At 46.9% G+C, this 21,533-nt stretch carries 13 protein-coding genes; 4 read left to right on the top strand and 9 right to left on the bottom strand.

The features are described from left to right. Positions 1-121: 121 nt before the first annotated feature. The 7 genes from NYE35_RS04820 to NYE35_RS04790 all read right to left on the bottom strand — a co-directional run bounded on the left by NYE35_RS04820 (position 122) and on the right by NYE35_RS04790 (position 14,390). Positions 122-3,118: a GAP1-N2 domain-containing protein gene (locus tag NYE35_RS04820; protein ID WP_341120272.1), complete on the bottom strand. Its 2,997-nt coding sequence runs from the start codon at positions 3,116-3,118 to the stop codon at positions 122-124. After that, complete coding sequence (locus NYE35_RS04815) at positions 3,115-4,377, bottom strand: hypothetical protein (RefSeq protein ID WP_038568871.1); 1,263 nt, start codon at positions 4,375-4,377, stop codon at positions 3,115-3,117. The genes NYE35_RS04820 and NYE35_RS04815 overlap by 4 nt, the downstream gene beginning before the upstream one ends. Before the next feature lie 82 nt (positions 4,378-4,459). Continuing rightward, on the bottom strand, positions 4,460-5,101 hold the full coding sequence (locus tag NYE35_RS04810; RefSeq protein ID WP_341120270.1) for a beta-mannanase: 642 nt from the start codon (positions 5,099-5,101) through the stop codon (positions 4,460-4,462). A gap of 24 nt (positions 5,102-5,125) precedes the next feature. Next, positions 5,126-6,400 (bottom strand): vWA domain-containing protein, encoded by a 1,275-nt coding sequence (locus NYE35_RS04805; protein WP_339211404.1) that lies wholly within the window; start codon positions 6,398-6,400, stop codon positions 5,126-5,128. Positions 6,401-6,687: 287 nt separating this feature from the next. Next, positions 6,688-9,090: a transcription initiation factor TFIID gene (locus NYE35_RS04800; RefSeq protein ID WP_341120269.1), complete on the bottom strand. Its 2,403-nt coding sequence runs from the start codon at positions 9,088-9,090 to the stop codon at positions 6,688-6,690. A 4-nt stretch (positions 9,091-9,094) separates the two neighbouring features. Next, complete coding sequence (locus tag NYE35_RS04795) at positions 9,095-12,484, bottom strand: tubulin-like doman-containing protein (RefSeq protein ID WP_076274034.1); 3,390 nt, start codon at positions 12,482-12,484, stop codon at positions 9,095-9,097. Positions 12,485-12,572: 88 nt separating this feature from the next. After that, positions 12,573-14,390, bottom strand: coding sequence for a vWA domain-containing protein (locus NYE35_RS04790; RefSeq protein ID WP_036680809.1), 1,818 nt, complete (start codon positions 14,388-14,390; stop codon positions 12,573-12,575). A 205-nt stretch (positions 14,391-14,595) separates the two neighbouring features. On the opposite strand from NYE35_RS04790, the gene NYE35_RS04785 reads away from it, so the two are divergent. The 3 genes from NYE35_RS04785 (at position 14,596) to NYE35_RS04775 (ending at position 17,590) form a co-directional block, all read left to right on the top strand. Then, positions 14,596-14,748 carry a hypothetical protein gene (locus tag NYE35_RS04785; RefSeq protein WP_155986556.1) on the top strand — a complete coding sequence of 51 codons (153 nt, stop codon included), beginning with the start codon at positions 14,596-14,598 and terminating at the stop codon, positions 14,746-14,748. After that, the gene (locus NYE35_RS04780; protein ID WP_036680808.1) at positions 14,741-15,667 is read left to right on the top strand and encodes a hypothetical protein; all 927 of its coding nucleotides are present in this window, start codon (positions 14,741-14,743) and stop codon (positions 15,665-15,667) included. Before NYE35_RS04785 ends, NYE35_RS04780 begins: the two co-directional genes overlap by 8 nt. Positions 15,668-15,817: 150 nt before the next feature. After that, complete coding sequence (locus NYE35_RS04775) at positions 15,818-17,590, top strand: hypothetical protein (RefSeq protein ID WP_341120267.1); 1,773 nt, start codon at positions 15,818-15,820, stop codon at positions 17,588-17,590. A 516-nt stretch (positions 17,591-18,106) separates the two neighbouring features. Here the strand turns inward: NYE35_RS04775 and NYE35_RS04770 are convergent. Together NYE35_RS04770 and NYE35_RS04765 are read right to left on the bottom strand one after the other, a co-directional pair. Beyond that, positions 18,107-18,685, bottom strand: a complete 579-nt coding sequence (locus NYE35_RS04770) for a pyridoxamine 5'-phosphate oxidase family protein (RefSeq protein WP_038568865.1) — start codon at positions 18,683-18,685, stop codon at positions 18,107-18,109. 1,315 nt (positions 18,686-20,000) lie between these two features. After that, positions 20,001-20,666, bottom strand: coding sequence for a GyrI-like domain-containing protein (locus NYE35_RS04765; protein WP_341120265.1), 666 nt, complete (start codon positions 20,664-20,666; stop codon positions 20,001-20,003). 152 nt (positions 20,667-20,818) lie between these two features. Between NYE35_RS04765 and wrbA the strand changes: the two genes are divergently transcribed. Then, complete coding sequence (gene wrbA / locus NYE35_RS04760; RefSeq protein ID WP_036680804.1) at positions 20,819-21,454, top strand: NAD(P)H:quinone oxidoreductase type IV; 636 nt, start codon at positions 20,819-20,821, stop codon at positions 21,452-21,454. Positions 21,455-21,533: the final 79 nt, after the last annotated feature.

Here is a 21,533-nt window from a genome sequence, read left to right as displayed (position 1 = left end):
TTGACATCCATAATCATATCTATTAATACATAGCATGTCTATAGAAAAGCTTAGTAAGGGCAGCAAAAAAATGAACAGCAATACGCCACCTGCCGGTAGGTATTGCTGTTCAGAAAGCTTGTTATTCGGCTGTTCCTTCCGGACTTGCAGTTGGGGAAGGTTCAGCACTTGAATCAGAAGCTGGTGGAATATTAGGGTCGGGATCTACGATCAATGTAAATCTTCCGGCTTTAATCATACTTTTCTCTAGAATTGTCGCTCCAGGCTCCAATGTAACCTCAACCTGATATGATGGTTGTTCACCTTCAGTCACAGCTGTTGCGGAAGGCAACCCAGTGCTGTCCTCAGTATCAGAGGAAGGCGTAGGAGACGGAGAAGCATCAGCTACTGCGTTAGTAGCATCTGCACCTTCTGCTGTTCCTCCAGTAGTGCCAGCGGCATCTGAATCGTCAGCGGCGTTTCCCTCATCCGTCCCATCCGTTGACGGCACTGGACAAGTGCCATTCGTAGCAGCGACCTTAAAGCTTTTATCTATCTCTGTAGACGAAGACATTGAACTAATCTCAGTCGGTTGAAACTGCACACAGTCATCTGCACTTGCGAAGGTGAACACCAATATGCTGCTCCCCTTATCTCCTTCGTCGCTCTGATCCTTCAAGTATACTGAAGCCGGAGGCAGCACATTGCCTGCACTCTGAACAGGGGTCGGCTCAGGGCTTGTCCCCGGCAGAGCCGTCTTCGTATCATCCGGACGCAGCATACTGAATACGATAATTGCAATAATCACCAGAATACCCGTAATGGAGCCGGAGATTAAGAGTCGAAATCGGCTGCGGCTGATCCAGCGCGCCAGCGGGGAAGCCAGTTGGGAGCGGGCTTCATTGTACACATTTTGCAGAGCAGGCCGAGCTGCCGCGACATAGTTCTTTCGGAATTCCCGATTCTTGAACGCTTCACGATCACTGCTCAGGAAATACTTCAGAATCGCTTTGCGGTAACCCGGTTGCAGCTTTTTATTCGAAACCGTAAATAAAGGATTGCCTTGCGACCAAGCAAAAAACCGATAGATGATTTCTTTGTCGGAACCGGCTTTACGCTTTAGCAGCTCCAGAAGCGCATCGTAATCCAGCGGACCCCCTTCACGCTGAGTTGTATAGTAGAAGGCTAGCGGAAGCCGTTCAAAGGGTTCCAGAACACGCGCCTCTTTTAGCAAACGACGACCCAGTAGCTGCACATCGTCTAGTTCCTGCGGAGACAATCCTGTAAAAATCTCTTCATTCGGCTTCTCTTCACCAAACCAGCGGTATGCTGCACGCAGCGCATTCTCTTTCTGCTTGCTAATCCTATCCAGTGGCGGCTGCCAATCGACAACATTACCATACCGTAAAAAAACTACCTCCAGAAGCTCCTCCTGCGTCATATCGGAAAGCGATAAGCGGTTCAGTAAGAATCTATCTGCTGAAGCAGCAAGATCCTGCATTAGGGAGAGTGCCTTAGGAGCAACTCCTGTTCCTTTGCGGCGATCTTTTTCTGCCTTATCTACAATTTCATGAATTTCCGCTACAGAAGCCACCGGATCATGTTCCAGCTGGAGCTTTTCAAGCAAATAATCCTTCACAGCATTTTGAGCAAAAGACTGCTCTAACGCCACTGGCAGGAACCGCCCCCAATGGAGTACAAAGCTCAGTATATCCGCAGATCTGGACGCCGCAGCTAGTCTTGATTCCATATAAGGCTCAAGTAGCTGCTTACGGAAATATGTTTCAGACATCACGCGCTGGAAGTAGGCTCCACTTAACTCATCATTACTCTCAATGATCCCGTAAGCGGCACTCAAGATATCCTTGCGGCCCGCTTCCACACTATGAAGCATCCCATTGATGAAATAATCCACGATTCTGACCCTGTAATTGTGATCCTTAAGTACAAAATACTCCTTAAAACATTCCATAATCGCCGGATCTGGCACATTCCTTTGCCGAATCAGATCAAATTCCCGGTCGAACCGTTCTAAGAAAATATCGTTCAAGCGGATTCTAGAATGAATTGCACCGTCTGGTTTAAGGTAAGAGAGCAAACCACTTAGCACCGCACTCTTATTCTCCGTATATAAATGCTCGTTCCCTTGCTCAATCTCATAAAATATAGCCAGCTCATTATAGAAAGCAAGGGATAGCTTATGCTCAGGACTCTCTCCACGCAGAATCTGATCGGCGAAGCTTACAAAGTCGTTAATATCTCCTGGATTCAGCAGTAACAGCTTCCACACCAAATCAGCATAAGGCTGGCGGGACTCACCAAAATCGACATTTCCCATCCGTCCGGAAGCCAAATCGAAGGTATAATCCTTCTCAATACTGCGATCACCGGGACGCAGCGAACCTTTTTCCACAAAGCTAAGATGTATATATTTACGGCTTTTCGGTTCATTCGCATACGTAATCACGCCTAATCTACGGCGGAATTCATACGGCAGCACGCTATACAGAATTTCTGTAAGCTCCACCGCCCGCGCGGACAACTCCGTGATAGGTACGTTTAGAGCCACGTAGATTTTTTTCTTACCTGCTACAGAGAGCATCACAGCTTGCAATAACGCCTTGAATATCCCTTCATCAATCCCTAACAAGCGTAAGCCTGCGATTGGGTCAGGGCTGCGGTCTGTGCGAACAACTGGAATAGAGGGCAGCTCCGGCAAAGTTCCACCAAGCTCTCCAGTATAACGCTCTGCAAAATCAGCATGCAGCCAGTCCCCATAGCTCTGGACTATTTCTTCGGAACGTGAAGCAGGAACTACATAGTTATGTGCAAAAAAGGCGCTTCGTTGGCCTGTGAAATCGGCCGCTTGATAACGACTAAGCCCAATAACTGTATCCCCGTTCTCAGCATGAAATAGGTGCAGCGCTCCAGGATATGCAGCCTCATCCTTCTCCCCACGCGCGGTCAACTCCGCAGGAGCATCGTAGAGGCAGAAGGGATGAAGGATTTTTTTCACAAAATTATTGTCTAGACTATCTGATTTCGCTACCGTATCGAAGCCTTCTGTGGAACGAAACACTCCGCGACGTTCGCGGGTATACATCTGTTGGGCGATTGTTGACCCTGAGAAACCATTCACGGGCCGTCGCTCCCCTCAATATACTTCAGCTTATGCAGCAGCCAAATAAAAGGCTCGTCTACACGAATCGGGCTTACTACACCCTCAATCTTTTGATTCACAGGATTGCTGCCCAACGCAGATACTGCAAAATAACCCGTATTCGCGAAATAAACATCCATCGTATCTTTAAAGGGTCTGTCCACCTTACCAATAAATCTGCGAATTTCCCCGTCGATGTTATGGAACTCGTCCATGTTTAATGTTTTGCGATGAACATAGTTATTGAACACATTGCTGTTGGACTTGATATAATCGCCATCCTCATCCTTCAGCGAATGCAGCATATCACTTTTTGCAAGTACAACCGCTGTTGGAATGTCTGTCTTACTCTTTTCCTGATAGGCAATAAAATCACCAAACATCGTCAGCACCACATCGCGCGGCTCGTCATATTGTGAGACCCATTCTCCGGGGCGGTCACCGATGTTAATATGAATCTTTTCACGGATAGAACGGATTTGCAGCGGATCGACCATAAACAGAATACCCGCAGAGTTCTTGATATGCTGACCATGAAGTCCAAGATAATCCTGATCCACCATACCCTCACCTGCTACATCAAAGAATACAAGTGTCAGTGGCGGTTTATTTTCATCCTTAAAGACAAACTGAAAGATAAAAGGCTCCTGCATTTTTTCCTTCTGTGTAGAAGCCAGCAGATCCCCGCGCTCAAAAAGCGGTTCTTCATACAATGTACGGAACTTACGGCTAATCTCTGCATTAAGCGGCATACAAGCGGCATCAAAATGACCTGCTGTAGTATGCTGCAACGTGTGGATCAACGAGGTCATATACACCGATTTCCCGACTTGGGATGCCCCGATAATCGATATGATGTTACTTGGCACCTTCCCGGCAGTCACCGGCAGCTCATTATGGCAGGCCGGGCAAAGCCGTCTGCGCGTAAGCACACCGTAACGATCCGTAAGCCCAGTTAACACATGATCCGTGTAATGATGATATTCTTCCGGAATATCCGCCGGGTTGATAATCGCTTCTATGTCATCTACCGTATCGAGCCCGAAGCGCTCACGGTATTTGTTCAAGGCGTCATCCTCACCCAATGCGTAATTTTCATCGTCCTCCCGGCTGTGCATAGCCCGAAAGACGACATCCTCCGGAGAGAATTTGGTGAAGCAATACGGACACACTATATCGTAAAAAAGCGGCCGCGGCTCCGGCTGATTCTTTTTCATAAAACGGCTAAAAAAAGACATCTACTCATCCTCCCAAAAGTTGTATCTACGTACTTGCTATGAACGCACTGCTCATTACCCGCTTGTACACGTAGACCGAGTCTCACTCCGGTACCAATTCGTAATAAAGCCCATATTTCTTGCCATCGGTGAAAAAGATGCGTACAAAATCATCCTTACCGATTTCAATCGGCGGAAGTACATTGCGTCCAGGAGCGAAATCCTGGACGAAGGGAAAGAGAATACCATCCTCTTTCCCTGCCGGATGCCCTCCACGTTTCTTGACATAACAGAGGACATCCCGTGCCACGGGCACTTCTGCCGTAATCGCCATATGTACGGTCTTTTGTTTTCCGAATAAGGCTTTTTTTTGTTGAATGGAATAATAGATCCGGGCTTTGCCTGCACTGACCATCACCCGGTTCACACCATCATTTTGCCTCACCAGGGCAGTCTCACCGTTCTCAGCAAGACGAGCAAATATCGTATAGGATATCAATCCGATCTCATCCAATCGATCACGATAACCATTGTTAGATTTGTATTCCTCACGAGTGTAGAGCTTCATACCGATCGGCGGATCATCTCCGGTTCCCATGTCAGCCGCTTCTGCGGAGGTTTTGTGGATGTACACCGCCTGCACGCCGTCCGGCCAGCGCCATCTCAGCGTACAGAATCGGTCATCCACTTGGGATGTCACATCCGCTATTCCCGGAGCGGAAGCATTAACCTCGGCGTACCTCATTAATGTAAACCCCTTTCCGCTACACTAGAATCCTTTGCTGTTCCGGCTTCTGCGCCGACCCGGAAAGTTATCCGATGCTGGTGCAGGCGCTGCGTTATTGTTTCTTCTATTTCGATAAATACGTCCTTCACCTACCGGAATGACGCCTGTAAATAATGCAATAATAGCAGCTAATATAAGAACAGCCAGAAGACGAATAAGACTATCTGTAAAGGAGTCACCGCTAAGTCCAAATTCCAGAATCAGTCCTGCGAACAAGCCAGATATTACGCCGCCAATCCCAAAGCTTTTAGCCAAATGACGGTTATCAAACATAATTCCCAGACCTAATCCAAGCGCAGCCCCCATCAACATCAATGATAATATACGAACCGCAGCATAATAAGGACTGTCTGCCGTTGAATCACTGCGCTCAGTTAGCAGCGTCCGATCTCCCAGACGGTCATAGATCTGCTGGAACACATCGCCCAGAAGGGCTGAATCCTTGACATCATAATAGTGTCCGCCTGTCACTCTCGCAATATCCTGCAACAGCTGATTGCCTGCTGGATCATTCAAGCCCAGACCAATGGTATTCACGGCAATACCGCGCTCTACATAAGCCTGCAACTCTCTTGTGGTATCGAAATTACTCACTCCGTCAGACAACAAGATGACCATAGCTCCTTGGTCTTTTTTGCCGTCACTATCAATTTCCTTGAGTGCCTCCGAGACCGCACCGCTAATATTCGTGCCGCCTTCGGTTGGCTGCAGATTATCGATTGCAGTCAGCACCTTCTCACGATTCTCCGAATTTGAAAGTGGCGTTAAAGGCTGGACAACTACAGCTTCGTTGTTAAAGGTCACCACGGCCACCTTATTGTCAGTGTCCATTTTTGTAATTAACGCTTTTGCTGCTGAATACCGGCTATTATCGGGATCACTCTGCGTCATACTGCCTGAGTCATCGATAGCCATCACCACATTCTTAACCGGTCTGGCACCGCCAAAATTCAGTTCATAAACGAACTCCGTTAAGGCTCCAACTCCAAGTGCAAGGACAATCATCAGAGGCAGCAGTTTCCACGATAACCCCAGGTAGCGTTGTTTCCATGAAGCTCCGTTCAGTCGTGGCGAGATCATCTCTGCAAGCAGGCAGCCTACACCGACACCCAGCGCCACAATGGCAAAATAAATACCCACAAGCAGGATGGAAGGCAGATCGTTATACCAGCTTAGCAGCCATTCGCCAAAAAGAAAGGCGACCCCGCCGCCGATCAGACTGAAGAAGAGCAGCAGCAGATTGATTTTTCTCTGCATCGTTATACTTCCTTTCCGGGAAAACCTGAATTGTACTATTATCCTTTAAACATTCCGGGGGTTATGCTGCCTGATAAACGGGCTACCCGGATGTGTTATCATCCCCCAGATTGCACTTTGTGCAATAGAATGGAGTAGGAGGAACAACTATTTCTATTCTATTGCACAGTGTGCATTGGAAATAAGGAGAAATGTCCCTATCCCAGAAATCTACTTAAATCTACTGTATCAATATTGCACAAAGGCAATAAAGGGACTCAAAGTGAGGGTACCCATCTATTACGCCATCAGCGCATCTCAGGAAGCTGATCTTCACTCAGCCCATGGAGCTGATAGCCATTCTGAGCATAAGTCTCATAATAGACCTTACCGTTGCGATAATAGAGCAGGTCTTCTAAATGAAAGCCGCCCATCAGGTTGAGCTTCTCCACTCCGCTCCTCCGCTGCTCATGCACGAATCCTAACCGGTAAATCCGAGTTGTCTCATCCACTCCAAATGCGTAGCGTAGGAATTCTGATGAACTGTCTCCGAAGAAATATTTCTCCTCATGACGATGCTCTTGCGTATATTCGAATAGCCGAACATTAATGGCCGCGCCCTCTTCCAAATTATGATACAAGCGCTTGAACAGCTCTTCCCTCGATAGAACCTGACGATTCTCATAGGCTGCCGCAACATTTGCACGCCGCAGAAGCTCTTCCTCAAAAGATAAATTGAAAGGTTCTGCTGTCAGCAGCTCCCGGCGGCAAATATCAATCAAACGCTCAATCACAGCTTCTTTCCCTTGTTCTAAGAGCTTGGAGATACTGCCCATGTACTTCTCACTGAAGAATATTCCAGGTCCACGCCGGGTTTCGATATCCTTCATCACTTCTTCTGTGACTACGCGGTAGTATTCCATTACGTTCTGGCCTGTTGTTTCGTTTGTTCGCCCAATGCTGTCCATAACAGTAATACGCAATTCTTCCTCCAAAGTCTCCATAGCTTTCACACGAGCCATACTTTCCATATGAAGCTGCTCAAGTGCAGATTCCAAACGACTGCATAGGGCAAGCTCACTTTCTAGGCCCAATAGTTCATATTTTTTGCCATATACGGCTGAGAATAAGTAATGAATGAAGTTACGTACTGTTCTTTTGTCAAAAAGCGGCACACGCTGGAACGGCTGGCGCTCCACGCTTTCTGCATAAAGATCCGCAAGCTCCTCCTGCATGGAGAGAATCGCGGAACGCAAGCCTGCCATATGCTGACGTAAAAGATGGAGCACACTTCCGGCTTCATCACGATCTGCCGTCCACTCCGCAAGCTGATAAAAGCTTACCGCTGGCGTAGATGTTTCCTGTGCCGCCAGCATAGTGCGCCATTGGCGTAATGGATTCATTCCCTCCACTCTCCGGTTTGACTCTGCCACAAAGTTATTACGGAAATAAGCTTCGCCCCCGTCACCGAACAACTGCCGTTCAGCTTCACGAAGTGACAGCTGCTTCAGTTCATTATAGGAAGGGCGTCCGTGACTCATTAACCCCGTCATTTCATTCAGGCCGTCTTTCTCCGGAAGTAGCTGTACCGCGTGTTCCCGCAAGCTGTCAGGGTCCAGCCCTAACAACGCCTGCCGTTCACGTATAGTCCACGAACTGCCCTCACGCATATCGGAGACAAGCCGCCGGAACGCATGATACAGCACTGCCAAAGCAATTTGAACATTAGGTCTTCTTACCCCGGAAAAGCCAGCAGAGGCGTAGCCTTGTCTTCCAGTGCTGCCTCTGATGCCGCTTTTGAAGGTCATATTGTTATATCCGCCATGACCAGTAGCCTGATCAGAAGCCGGGCGGACCCGATTTTTGAGCAGACTAATATGAGAAATAATCTCGTAGTTGTCATCCATACCGTGTGCAGACATCATACCGCGCTCATTCTTATCGGAGAGCAGATACACAAGGTCAAATAATGCGGAAGGACCATGGCCAACTGGAATCGACAGACCGTCTTCCGTCACAAGTAACGGCGCATTAAACTTATAGTCCGTAGCCTGCATTCTGTCCAATTCACGCAGAAAAGCCAGCCCTACTGAGCTGGAATATCCAAAATTATCCCCTTGCTCCCGCTCATTGATCAGAGCGTAGAGATCTGTCTGTACGGACTTGAAGGACTGGCCGAGTACAGCACGAGCCAGCAGTGTAATTTCCGGCAGCAATACATTAAGCGGATCATCAACCCGCGTAATGATAGAGAGATGGATGACGTCAAAAGATGAATATAGACGTCCATAATCCGCTATACTGTTGCTCAGCCGCCGGATAACTTTATTCATTTCAGCAAGATAACGTGTATCCTCATGAAACTTGCGGTAAAGTTCATGACGCACAGTGCGTGGATCTGACCCTGCCGTTTCCGGCAAAGCCATGGCCAGCACCCGGTCTTTTCCTCCCGCATCAGATCTACTTTTGCTTCCGTCTGTTCCCTCTTTTTCCGCACCTGACACAGCATGTAATGCCATAACCCCGCCGGCGTTATCCCATTTTCGTTCGCAGCTATCCAGCACCGGACCGATGGCCGGAGCAACCTTGTCGCCTACGAACAGAAACAGGGCAGGGTAATGGATGCTACTGCGTCCATCCCCTTTGCTGCGCTGTGCCTCTTCCTGTACCGCATATTGTTCACCATAAGATAATGCCTGTGTTTTGATCATAGGCCTATTTCAACTTTCTGCGGATACTGCCGAGCTTGCTAGTCATGCTCTTGTAGAATCCGTACATCTCATCGCCGCTCTCATACTCAACCCGTTCGTACTCCAAGCTGTCGCGTGCTTCCAGGAATGATACATACAGTCCTTCCAGCTTATAGAGCAGCGGGGTAACGTCTTCAGCGGCAGTCATTTCACCTGCACGACGCGCTGCCTTACGCAGCAGTACGCTGCGGCTCTTCTCATCCAGCTCCCGGAAGTGCCGATACACGGCATACTCTACGTAGCTGCGCTCTTTCATCAAATTAGCAAACGGCTCCCAAGCGTCCTCTTCTTCATCACGGTCATAAACGTAGAGTGCGCCTTTTTTGATAATGCTGTCCGTATACAAAGCTTCAATGAACTGATCCATCCACTTATCTTCGTCCAGATATTGATGAAGCACACCTTCAAGCTCAGCGGCTTTGGCAGTCAGTTCAGCATATTTGGCCAACTCCACACGAACACGTGAAATCAGCTGCGGTGAACGAATGAGATTCTCCTGCGCCATGTCCTTGTTGATGCTGCCAAAGATATCTTTAATGCCTTCGCGCTCCAAGCCCTTCTCACGCAGACTCTTCAGCTCATCAACCGCCTTCTTCACTTCACCGAGATTCGGGCGTGTGGATTGCAGTTGCATATCGAAACCACTCAAAATGGTGTCCAGATCAAAAGGTTTGGTGAACACAACAGAATATCTGTTACTTGTGTTCTCATCTACACCTTTTTCAATAATGACTCCACTTGCCAGCGCTTTTGCAAAGTCTGCACGCACTCTAGCGTTATAATCACGCACACGAGAATTGACGTAAGTGTCGCCCCATGATTTTTCCGGAATCGGAGAAGGCAGGTACGTCCAGTTGTTCTTATCCGTCATCACGAGATGGCGGCCAATCCCTTCCTTGTCGAGAATGGTCCGCTCATAGTTCTCTTCAAACACCCGCAGCGGCGTGTATACGAAAAGTGGCACACCGTTACGTGTGTTAAGCCAGAAAATACGGTTTTTCACTTGGCTTTCCTTGATCGTAAATTGCGATTTGCCAAGCGCATTATTCTGATAATTACGAATCCCTTTTAGGATACCCGGCGCTTTAACAGGCACGGAAACGAAACCCCATGATGGGAAATGTAAGCTGCCCGAGCTATTGCTAAGGTGGAAGGTAGGCACAGCCTCTTCGTCCAATTTACCGGCAATAATCCGCTCAACGAATTTATCCAGCGGCTCTTCATGGCCGAATTTCATCACAAGGAAATCCTCCATCGAACGGGTAATCAGATCCCCAAACTTATCGCTAAGGAATTCCGAAATCGAGCGGACGATATCAATCTCCTGCTCTTTGACCCAACGTCCGGAATGCTTCAGCATTTCACGGGTGAAGTCGCGAATCAGGTCGTCGCCGTCCTTCTGATCCATGATCTTGGAGATGGTCGCCGAAATATCCGGCACGTTAACAATGTTCCAATAATAAGTTTTGTTTCCTTTATAGTCTGCCTGCTCTTCGCCATTGATAAGGATGTCCCCATTCTTGGCAAAAATCGAGCTAAGCGCACTAAGAATCTCTGTAAACACACCGTAAATCCGGCTGTTCTCATCGTTTAAGAGCTCATATAAGTCCTCGTAAAATTGAATCATTTGCTCAGTGCGTTCTACATCGGCGTGCAGCCAATATTCATTGATTTTAGCCTCAATATAGGCATTTTTCTTCTTCTCTTTGGAGACAAAAGCACTGCGGGCATCGCTCAGCTTCTCATCCGCACTGTCCTGAGCCGTCTCAATATCACGTGGCAAACGCAACAAGCTTTCACGTAAAGCCTCAATATAAGACTGAATCAGCTTCAAAATACAGAAGCCCTTCTCGGTATACAGCAGGCGGGAAACGTAGAATGGCCCTTGCTCTGGGTGCAGGAAGATGCGCTCCAGCTCTTCACTGAAACGTCCCACAATTTCGCCAGGCAACTGCTTTTTCGATTTGATATATTCTTCACGGGCACGAGCCAGGAAGTTCTGCTCCAGCTCTGTATCCATGCTTACCACTTGATTCTTAACAACATTGGCATGGCTCAAGCGTTCGCTGTTCTCGTAGCCTGGCAACGGCTCAGGCACACGGGATTCAAACGTCTTGATCATACTGTCGAGATCAATCCCCAGCTTACGTGCGAATTTCTCTACATCCTCTTGACCAGGGGCCTGCTGGAACATTTTTTCCATTTTATCAAACAAGCGGAAAGCCAGGTAAGTCGTCATTTCCTCAATCGGAAGCACAGCAGACGAGGCACCGATAATGTTGTATTCATAGTTAGCTGGGTAGGTCTTGTTCATCTGCGCAATGTTGGTGCGGATATTACTGATATAGTCATGGATGGCGAATTCTTCACCAGACTGTTTTTCTTCACTCGCCATAAAGTTCGTGATGTTCTCCGCCGTTACGTTCATACAGTAATCGTACGCATTCTCCAGCAGCTTACCCTCGGTATTCGTTGCAGAGATTAAATGACATAGATTAAATGGAGGCAGCGGTGAATTTACCGTCAAAATATTACCGTATTGCTGCTGGAATCGCTCACCACGACTGTCCACATTCATCCAGTAATCCAGCTCTTTTAGCGCTGCATAACCGTTCTTGCGAATATATTCACGCGTGTGCTCACTTAGACTTTTATTAGACAGGTTCACGTCAGGTGTAAAGAGATAACCCAGTGTGTTCACACGGTCAATACCGGCTGATCCGTAGTCACGTTCAATAATACCGCGTACGATATAGGCAATATCCAAGAAAGCCCCACTGCCTGTACCGCCCGACAGACCTGTCAGCAGAAAGACCATCAGCTTTTTGTTAGTGCCTACGGATAACGTCTTGATCTTCTTATCAATCGCGCCTACAACCTGATTAATCTTGGTGAACAAAAGCAGACGTCCAGCCTGCCGCACGCCAGCGGCACCATTCATACCATCTGTAATACTTAACTCAGGTGACAGCCAATCTGTAATATAAGAATCGAGAATACTACGGTTCTGTAGCAGTCCGCCGATTTCAGCATTCGCCAGGAGTACAAATTCATTTTGCGGGTCCAGCCCAATGCCTTTGTATTTTTTTCCGCGATCCTGTTCATTCGTCTCAAAAGCTAGAAATTCCACATTATCCGGCTTGTCCCGTTTCTTCTTGGATATTGGATCCTCCGGCAGCTTAAAGCGGCGGTTAATCTGATATTTAAGACGCAGCAGGGCATCAATGCCCGTGCCGCCTAGTCCAATGATCAGGATCGGATTATCAATCGTATCCACCCTGATTTTATCGCTGACAATCCCGCCGCCTAGTGATACATCCAACTGCTGTATATGCTCTCTTACTACTGGTTTCATATGCTTATCCTCCTAAAAGTTTTGCGGAAGCTGTACTTCAGATATCTTGCAGCAAAACTATTTCTGCGGCATACATTGCCATTGCCTACTATACTAAATATTCCAGATAAATCGTCTTATCTACCGTCTGTAGAGATACTGAAACGCGGTCCCCACTCTTCAGTTCAAGACCACGCGAAGCATCCGCAGCACGTCCGGATCTCTCCACAGTAACACCTTCTCCGCTGCGTAACAGCAATCGGTCATTCTTAGCCGGTGTGAAAATAACACTTTCGCTCTCCTTCAGTTCAGGCGCCAATTGCAGCAGCTGATGAAGGGTGAACTTGCCCTTGAAGCCTGCAAGCTTCTTATATTGTGGGTAGGTCTTCTCACCCGTATTGCTGTCTTTAACCTCTACTACCAGCTGTCCTACAAAACCACGTGCCGATTTCTTATTCAGCACATACCATGCTGCACCAGCTGCCAGCACTAAAAGAATGCCCCCTATAATGTAATACAGGGTTTTGGATGAAGCTTCCTTCAGGGGTTCTTCATTGCCAGTCCCTGTAGAAGGTGCTGTTGTTGCTGCTCCGCCTGTCTTCGCGCTGATTTGGACAGGTGCACTTTCCCGATAAAAGCTGCTTTCCTCTGCCCGTACCTTCAGCTCGTAGTTATGGCTTTCTTTTACCTCAAATGTACCCTTGAAGACAGCTCCGGAGTTATCCAGTTCGATTTCTTGCACATCACCTGTATCGATATCTGTAGCAAGCAGTACCGCCTTCATATCTTGATACAAATTACTGAGTGTTACCTGAGTACCGTTGCTGAACAGATGCGAGGTGATGTCGATTTTATCACCCTTTTTATAGGTTGCTGATGGCAGCGCATCGATCTTAAGCTCCAAGTCATAGTTAAAGACTAGATTAATATCAATCTTATCCTTTGGCACACCTTTAACCTGAAGTTTCCAATCTCCTTCCTGCGGTGACAGTAGCTTAATCAAGCTATAAGTAGAAGACTTGGACAGCAGGACATTGTTTGAGGGGATCGCAACTTCTTTCCCTGACGGGTCCGTTAATTTCGCTGTCACAGGCTGTGAAGACATAATTGAGATATTGGCTTCCAAAACACTGCCGTTAGGCACGTTGACGGTCACATCCTGATAATCGCCATTTGCAGTAATCGACTGCACAGGCACTACCTTCAGCTTCAAATGGCTGGCAAAAATCTCACTCAGGATTTGCGGCAGATCATCTGCTGAGTCCGTCGAAAATGCTTTACCACCTGTCTCATTGGACAGGTCGGCGAGGCTTTGTTTATTCAGCTTGCCATCTGCATTAAGTCCAATGGTATAGATGGGATAGCCATTCTTTTTGGCAACCTCTACGGCCGCCTTCAGCTCTTTATCTGATTCACTTTGCGTCCGGCCTGTCGCTTTGTTGAAATCATTATTGCCGTCAGCGAGCATTACAATGATAGGCTCATGGGAAGGGTCACTTCCATTCTGCAGAACCTTCACAGCTTCCTCTACGCCAATAGCGATATCGGTGTAAGCTCCTCGGTCCAAACCATCAATAAAATCCTTCAAATCCTGCTTATCGCTCTCCGAGCTAATTTGCAGCAGAGCCTTTTCCCGTTGCACCTTGTCGGTATAGGCAACAATACCTACTTTATCACCTTGGGTGGATAACATATCTATGAACATTTTCATCGCTTCGTTGGCGATTTTGTTCTTGTCACTAGTCTTCATGGAGTTGCTGACATCAATAAGAAGCACAGCATCAATGTGAGATTGCGCCGACGTTGCTGCATAGGCTTTAACAGCTGCAAAAGGCGAGGCAGCTAGACAAAGAGCCAGGAGCAATACCGGAAAGATACGTAGAAAGAGAGTCTTGGTTGTTCTAATACTTTGATATTTACGAAGCATAAATAGGGCTCCTCTTGTGTTATATTAGGCACATATGACAGGTTCAGCACTATCGCTAAAATCTGTAAATAGCATGCCATTATGATATAATTAAACCTTGTAAACTTCAACTTTAGGACCGCCGGACCCAGTGCATTGATGCATAGAAGATTATCATTCTAAAAGCCATCTGGACTGCAGAGCGTCCATGAGAAAGGATTGTTCCATGATTTCATACGTCATTCTTGGGATTACGTTCCTAATTGCCGTAATTCAGATTTCCATTTATGCCGCACATCAGCGCAAACCACTGACACGTGATGATATTAACGATCGACTGCTAGCCGCTTTGAACGGAGGCGATAAAGGCCGTGAATAAGAAAAGACCCGTTACCTTCCGGCCCTTTAAGGCCCCTCGTTACGCTTATGACAAGCTGCGCATCTGTCGCCACTGCGGACGGTATACCGCTCTTGGCGAAGACCGCTGTAGCAAATGTGGCAGAGCCTCACTTATTGCTGTAGAGCAGCACGCAGCATCACTAGCCAGACGGAAGATGCATACCCGTCTACTATTCATCTTACTGCTCACACTAGCCTCTGTCTATTTTGGAAATAGCATCCAACAAATGATATTGTGTGGTGCCGGGGGTCTTGTGCTTGCTGGACTATTGTACTATACGCAGCGAAAAGTAAGGCAGAACGAGAATCTTCGTTCTCTCAATGAGCTGCTTGGTCGTGGGATCGGCATCATCAAGGAAGGGCTGGAGGTCAACCGTCAGGAAGCTGTCTCCGTACTCCGTGAGGATGATGTTCTTGCCTATGAGAAGCTGCGCGAGCTCTCCATCCTGCTTCGCGGCGACCGGATCGCGCGGCAGCGAGTGGCTTTGCTGCATGGATTTTTACTCCGCAAGGATATGGATCTAGAACTGGAGCAGCTTCTTCTAAAAGACTTCGAACCACTGCTAGCCGAATATATCGGCGAGATCGCTAAAGTCCGTCCCGATCTCATTAAGGATCGCACACTACGCTACGTGAAGAACTATGAAGTGGAGATCCGCCAGATGGCTAACGGCTTAACCATCCTTACGAGCGTTGCGGGAGCGGCGGTAAGAATGAAGCGTTATGCCCTGCTCTACTCCAATATGATTGGCCGATACGTGCAAGATCTGCCCAAAGACCGTTTTATGCGGTTGTCCAAACTCATTGCTGCGAATCCCCATGAACCTTGGAACGGCTTAGACCTCAGGGTAGCTGACATTCGTGAAGCCAAATATCGCTGGGACCCGGAGGTCCAATAGACCTGAAAGCTAAGATGAGCCAATATAAAGCAAACATCACCCTTATTGATGATAACCAACCGTTTCTCACAGAAATATAAGGATGATGTATACTGTAAAACTTATACTTTCTTAGGCTTTCTTATATTTTGAAAAAAGAGGCTACTCTATATGACGTTCAAACAATTAATAACCCTGCGAAACTTTATGATCATTTTGTGTATATGCATGCTTGTGCTGCTTGGACAGAAGATTTTTCTCATCGCAGATAAAATACAAATCACCAAAGAAGCCGACCGTCTCTACGCTGCTGGGGATCTGATTAATGCAGAGAATCAGTACCGCCAAGCAGCGGCCAACCATTCTATTCATTACCTGGAAGAAAGAGTCGCAAAGCGTCTGGATGAATTAGCTCCAATCACAGATATCCGCAAAGTTCTGAATGTTTTGGTAGCCTCTACTAAGGAGGAAGCAGCGACTATGGATTTTGCCGGATTTATGAAGAGCTATCAAGCTCTGCTCAGTTTAAAAGCTACATATATGAAGCCAGACGGCCCCTATGAATCCTATTATCGCCAGTTATCGTCGGCCTCAGGCATTTCAGACCAGTTCACCTCTTATTTCCGTCAGTTTAAGGAGCAGTTCCTTGCCGAGCTTGCCCAGAACCAGAGCGGAGGGGTGAGTAATGAAGAGAACTTCAAATGGAATCTTTTGCAGATTCCTGATGCTTATTATGGAAGTGCAGCTTCCAAAGAGGATTTACTAGCCTCAAAGTTTATAAGCCATGATACAGCTATATTAAAATCCTTAGCAGGAGCAGGAAACTTTACCGGCATGCTGGAAAGCACCCTGTCCCTGATGAGTGCTTATAGCCAGCATAATTACGAAGCTCCTTGGGTACTTCAACAAGCAGAAAGCAGCGGGAAGATCATCTTGAACAAAGATCTCGAAGGTGACAATATCACAGCTTTTGCTGGGCATGCTGTAGCTTATCGTAATTTTGCAGGATCGGCAGGTGTCACTTCATCCAAGGTGCTGACTTTGATCGATACTAGTAAGACTAAGCTACTAAAAAATGCCAAACGTCTGACTACTAAAGGTCAATATGCTGAGGCGATACAATTATACGGAGAGCTTGCTCCGCTAGAGGATACTTCGACAAACATTGCCGCTGCTAGGCTAGCCTGGAATATCGCTGAGCCTGTTCGCCTCCTTCCTGGCGGTGAAGAGCAAAACAAATACGACAACGTCATCTCCCGCAAAGGACTATCGGGCACAAAAGTGATCGTCGCCGGGACGGATAACAGTGGCGTGCTCTATTATGCTGCGATGAATAACGACGACAATGTGGTCACATTAACCGGAAACAGCTTGCCACGCTTCGAGAGTCTGCGCAGTCTTACTTTTAATGAACAGTTGGCAACCTCTTCAGGTATACCTGTAATTTTAGCCCAATCTGAGGTTGAAGGTGGACGCACCCTTTTCACAGCATATGAGATGAAATCGAATGGTATTTCGCAGTTATTTTCAATAGCTGGCGATAGTTATGAACTGCAGTCCGATGACTCTATTTTCGTGCCTAATGCGGATCTTGGAGACGGTGTTGACGGGCAAACGGCACTTTACCGTAAAGTAGATGGCATCTATCAATTCGCGGAGATTGTTCAGGAGTATGCTGTAATCTCAGCTGCGGATCTGACCACTCATCCTTTTGAAAAGGTCTCTTTTCATGGTGAAATCGTCGTGGATAACTTCGGTAATAGTCTTGCTTACTCGGATGGGATTTATATTTTTCTCCAAGGAGAAGTGGGTTCCGTTACAGGTAACGCGTTAGTTAGTGGCCAATATCAGAATGGATATGAGCTTGTTGGAACAGACATAGGCGAGCAATATGTTCCTGTGTTTATAGTGGAATCCGTGGGTAGCATGAGCTTTGGGCGGTAGAGATTATGGGATGCAGGAGACGGGATTACGGGATTACGGGATTACTTATTATGAATATGTGAAGTTAGTAGTGTGGTGGGTGAGATTCAATATAGTGACGGTGGCATAACCTATGTCGACAAGTGAACGACCATGATGAGTAGTGAGATAAGTTTAGCGGGTTGTGTGAATAACTCTGAGTGTAGGGTGTCACCTTCTGACGACTTAGGTGAACGACCCTGGGAGTAGTGAGAACCTTCTAGCGACTTGGATGAAGGACCTTGAGAGTTGCGGGAAACTACCTTGAGAGTCGCGGGAAGCTTCTAGTGACTTGGGTGAACGACCTTGAGAGTTGCGGGAAACTTTAGCAACTTGGGTGAACGTCCTTGAAAGTCGCGGGAAACTTTAGCAACTTGGGTGAACGTCCTTGAGAGTTGCGGGAAACTTTAGCAACTTGGGTGAACTACCTTGAAAGTCGCGGAAAGCTTCTAGCGTCTTGGGTGAACAATCCTATGGGTTGTACGTTCCTTCTATTGGTCATGAGTATGGGAGATCCTGTCTAGTCAGTTTTTGTCCAAGAGGTGTGGGTAGCCCGTCTATACTCTTAGTGTTCTTCTCTCCTCTATATTCTCTCAGACCTGCCTCGCCCTTTTGGATAGACCAACGCTGCAACGTATCTCGCTCACCCGCATAATTCATGAATGGAACCGAAAATCCGCAGGAAGTCTGTACTTTATGAACATCTATCAAAATGATCTGTCTGGCTCCAGGCAGAGATGTAAACATAGGGGACAGTGCTTCCCATTCTGCTGATTCAGGCAAAATCACAGCCCCTGTTCCATACAGTCTTAAAATGTTAGGCGTCCCCTCAAACGCACAAAACATAACCGTCACTCTTCCGTTTTCCAGCAGATGCGCGCTCGTCTCATTACCGCTGCCAGTCATGTCTAGATAGGCCACCTGATTAGGAGACAAAATCCGAAAACAATCATGCCCCTTCGGCGAAAGGTTAACATGCCCATCTTCTGAAAGCGGCGCCGACCCTACGAAAAAAAGGTGCTGCCGAAGAATAAACTCTTCATGTATTGGTAGTATAGCGGTAAATTGTTTTCCCATTTGGCATTCTCCATTTCTGTATATTGGTGTGCTGGCTAATCGGGCATCTCTACTCAACTCCATCAGATCCGCCGACTCAACGAACTACATGAACTACATGAACTACATGAACTACATGAACTACATGAACTACATGAACTGCATCAGCTTCACCAATCACTTCAGCTCCATCAACCACATTAGCTTAACTAACTAGCTTTGCCAACTACATCAACTCCACCAGTTACTTCAGCTCTAACAACTTCGTTAGTTTCTCCCACTAGAGTAGCTCTATCAACCACATTAGTTTAACTAACTAACTTCACCAACTCCAGCTGTTACAAAGTTACACAAGCTCTATCAACTCGTTAGTTTCACCAACTAGATCAGTTCCATAAGCGCATTAACTCCATTAACAATACCAGTACCACTAGCTCCCCTACCAAACTAACTTTGACTAGGTCCGAGCGGCGTTTGCGGCTAATGTAGAGCATTTTTGCTCTTATTTCTAACTAATTCGACGCTATGCAGCTGATGTAGAGCATTTTTACCGTACATCTCTGCTACCTACGCCTAACCCTGCGATTCTACGGGATTTCTACCGTTCATTCCTGCCATTTTGGCTCAACCCAGCAAATCTACGGGATATTTCCCGTTCATTCCCTCTACTTCTGCCCAATCCAGCAAATCTACGGGATTTATACCGTTCATTCCTGCCACTTTATCTCAATCCAGCTATTCTGCGGGATATTTCCCGTTCATTCCCTCCACTTCTGCCCAATCCAGCAAATCTACGGGATTTATACCGTTCATTCCTGCCACTTTGTCTCAATCCAGCTATTCTGCGGGATTTATACCGTACATCCCCGCCATTTCTGCCTAATCCAGCAAATCTACGGGATTTTTACCGTACAATTTTCCGCAGACACATTAGTTAAGTATATATACTCTAGGGCTTCTCTTATGTCTCCCCCCGTCTGCCTAAATGCAAGCCTCATCAAGGATTAACAACACATCCCCAGATGAGATGAAAAGTCGTTATCCATTATTTTTACTGATGTATATATTCTTTTCAGGGGTATGTATTCTTTTAATTTGTTTATATTCTCTTCTACCGTCAAGTACCCCTTCATCGCGGTATCCGCTACGCCAACGGAAAAAGGGACTACCTCTCGGCAGCCCCCTTTCTCTCGAAAGTTGCTTGGTACTACTATCAGAAGCAACTCCCTTAAACCCCTTTTTCCCTCTAAAATACTTCCCTTTAAACAATTTCCTATAAAATAAAACTTTTCAAGCACTTAACCCACTAAGCACACAAAAGCATCTTTCCCCTAATCTATTCAATCGCAATATAAATCTCAACCTGCGTGTCAGCAGGATCAAAATTTCGCGAATCATAAATCTCAAAATCCCCCGTGTAAGTTCTTGCCTCCCTAGACTCCTTAAAGTACGCCCAAATCTCCCCCCACGCTTGCGCGACCACTTCAAATACCGGACCTTTTTTCGTCGTAAAAACCATGTATTTGCTCTCCGGTACAACCGCATAGGTGAACTGGCTTTCCTCCAGTCGGTTTTCCTCTAGTTGGTTTTCCACTAGTTGACTTTCCTCTAGTTGGTTTTTCTCTAGCTCGTTTTTCTCTAGCTCGTTTTTCTCTAGCTCGCTTTTCTCTAGCTCGTTTTCCTCTAGTTCGCTTTCCTCTAGCTCGCTTTCCTCTAGACCGTTTTCCTCTAGCTGGTTTCCCTCTAAATGTCTCTCCTCAGCTACTTCATGCCCGATCACAACGGTATACGCTCCGCTCGCATCACTCTCATAATCCGTATACAACGCATAGATATACTCAGAATTTACCGTAGCTACCTGCCCCGCAATATTACTCTGAAAATAAGTTTCCCACAGCTGCGGCAAACCACCATCAGGTCCCATTTCCACTTCATTAGTTGTGCGTATGCTAACCCCAGCCAAGGTCATTTTTGCTTTCTCTACAAAATAAGTATTCATCATTCTCCCTCATTTCCTGTGATTGAACTTAGTATACACAGGCAAAGTGGACACCTGTCTGTCCAGTTCGAATAGATTGATTTCAGTCTGGGTTATAAAGACACCATTAGGGTAATTAATAGTATGGAACTACACTCGAAGGGAATGACTACAGCATGTCAAAAATCAAATTAGCTGTCATCTACTACAGTGCCACAGGAACTAACTACCAGCTAGCACAATGGGCCGCGGAAAGCGCAGAAAAAGCAGGAGCTGAGGTAAAACTGCTGAAGGTGCAGGAACTGGTCCCCGAGGATAAAATCGCCGCAAATCCAGCCATGAAGGCCCTAGCTGAAGAAACAAAAGATATCCCAGTCGCCACACCCGACGATATAGTCGAAGCAGATGCGATTATTTTCAGTTCCCCAACCCGTTACGGTAACATTGCTTCCCAGATGAAGCAGTTCATTGATACAACCGGTGGCATTTGGGGCAAAGGACTAACAGTAAACAAAGTCGTCAGCGCCATGAGCTCAGCACAGAACCCGCATGGTGGACAAGAAGCTACGATTTTGGCACTCTACACCTCGATGTATCACTGGGGAGCAATTGTTGCAGCACCCGGTTATACTGATCCAGTCACATTCGGTGCGGGAGGCAACCCTTACGGAACAAGTGTCAGCGTAGATGGAGACGGTAAAATGATCGAAGATCAGGATCGGATCCGTGACGCTGTTTTTCATCAAGCGAAGCGTACCGTTGAAGTGGCCGGCTGGGTTCAGGCAGGCAAAAACGCCAATAATCAGAACTAGCGCAGCTTAGTTAATATAACAACACCCCTCGGAGCTACTTGTGCAGCACTACACCGAGGGGTGTTTAATTTATATTTTA

The sequence above is a fragment of the Paenibacillus sp. FSL L8-0494 genome (genome assembly GCF_038003695.1).
Taxonomy (GTDB): Bacteria; Bacillota; Bacilli; order Paenibacillales; family Paenibacillaceae; genus Paenibacillus_AQ; species Paenibacillus_AQ odorifer.
The sequence above is the reverse complement of the archived record's forward strand: the minus strand, read 5'-3'. Positions and strand labels throughout refer to the sequence as shown.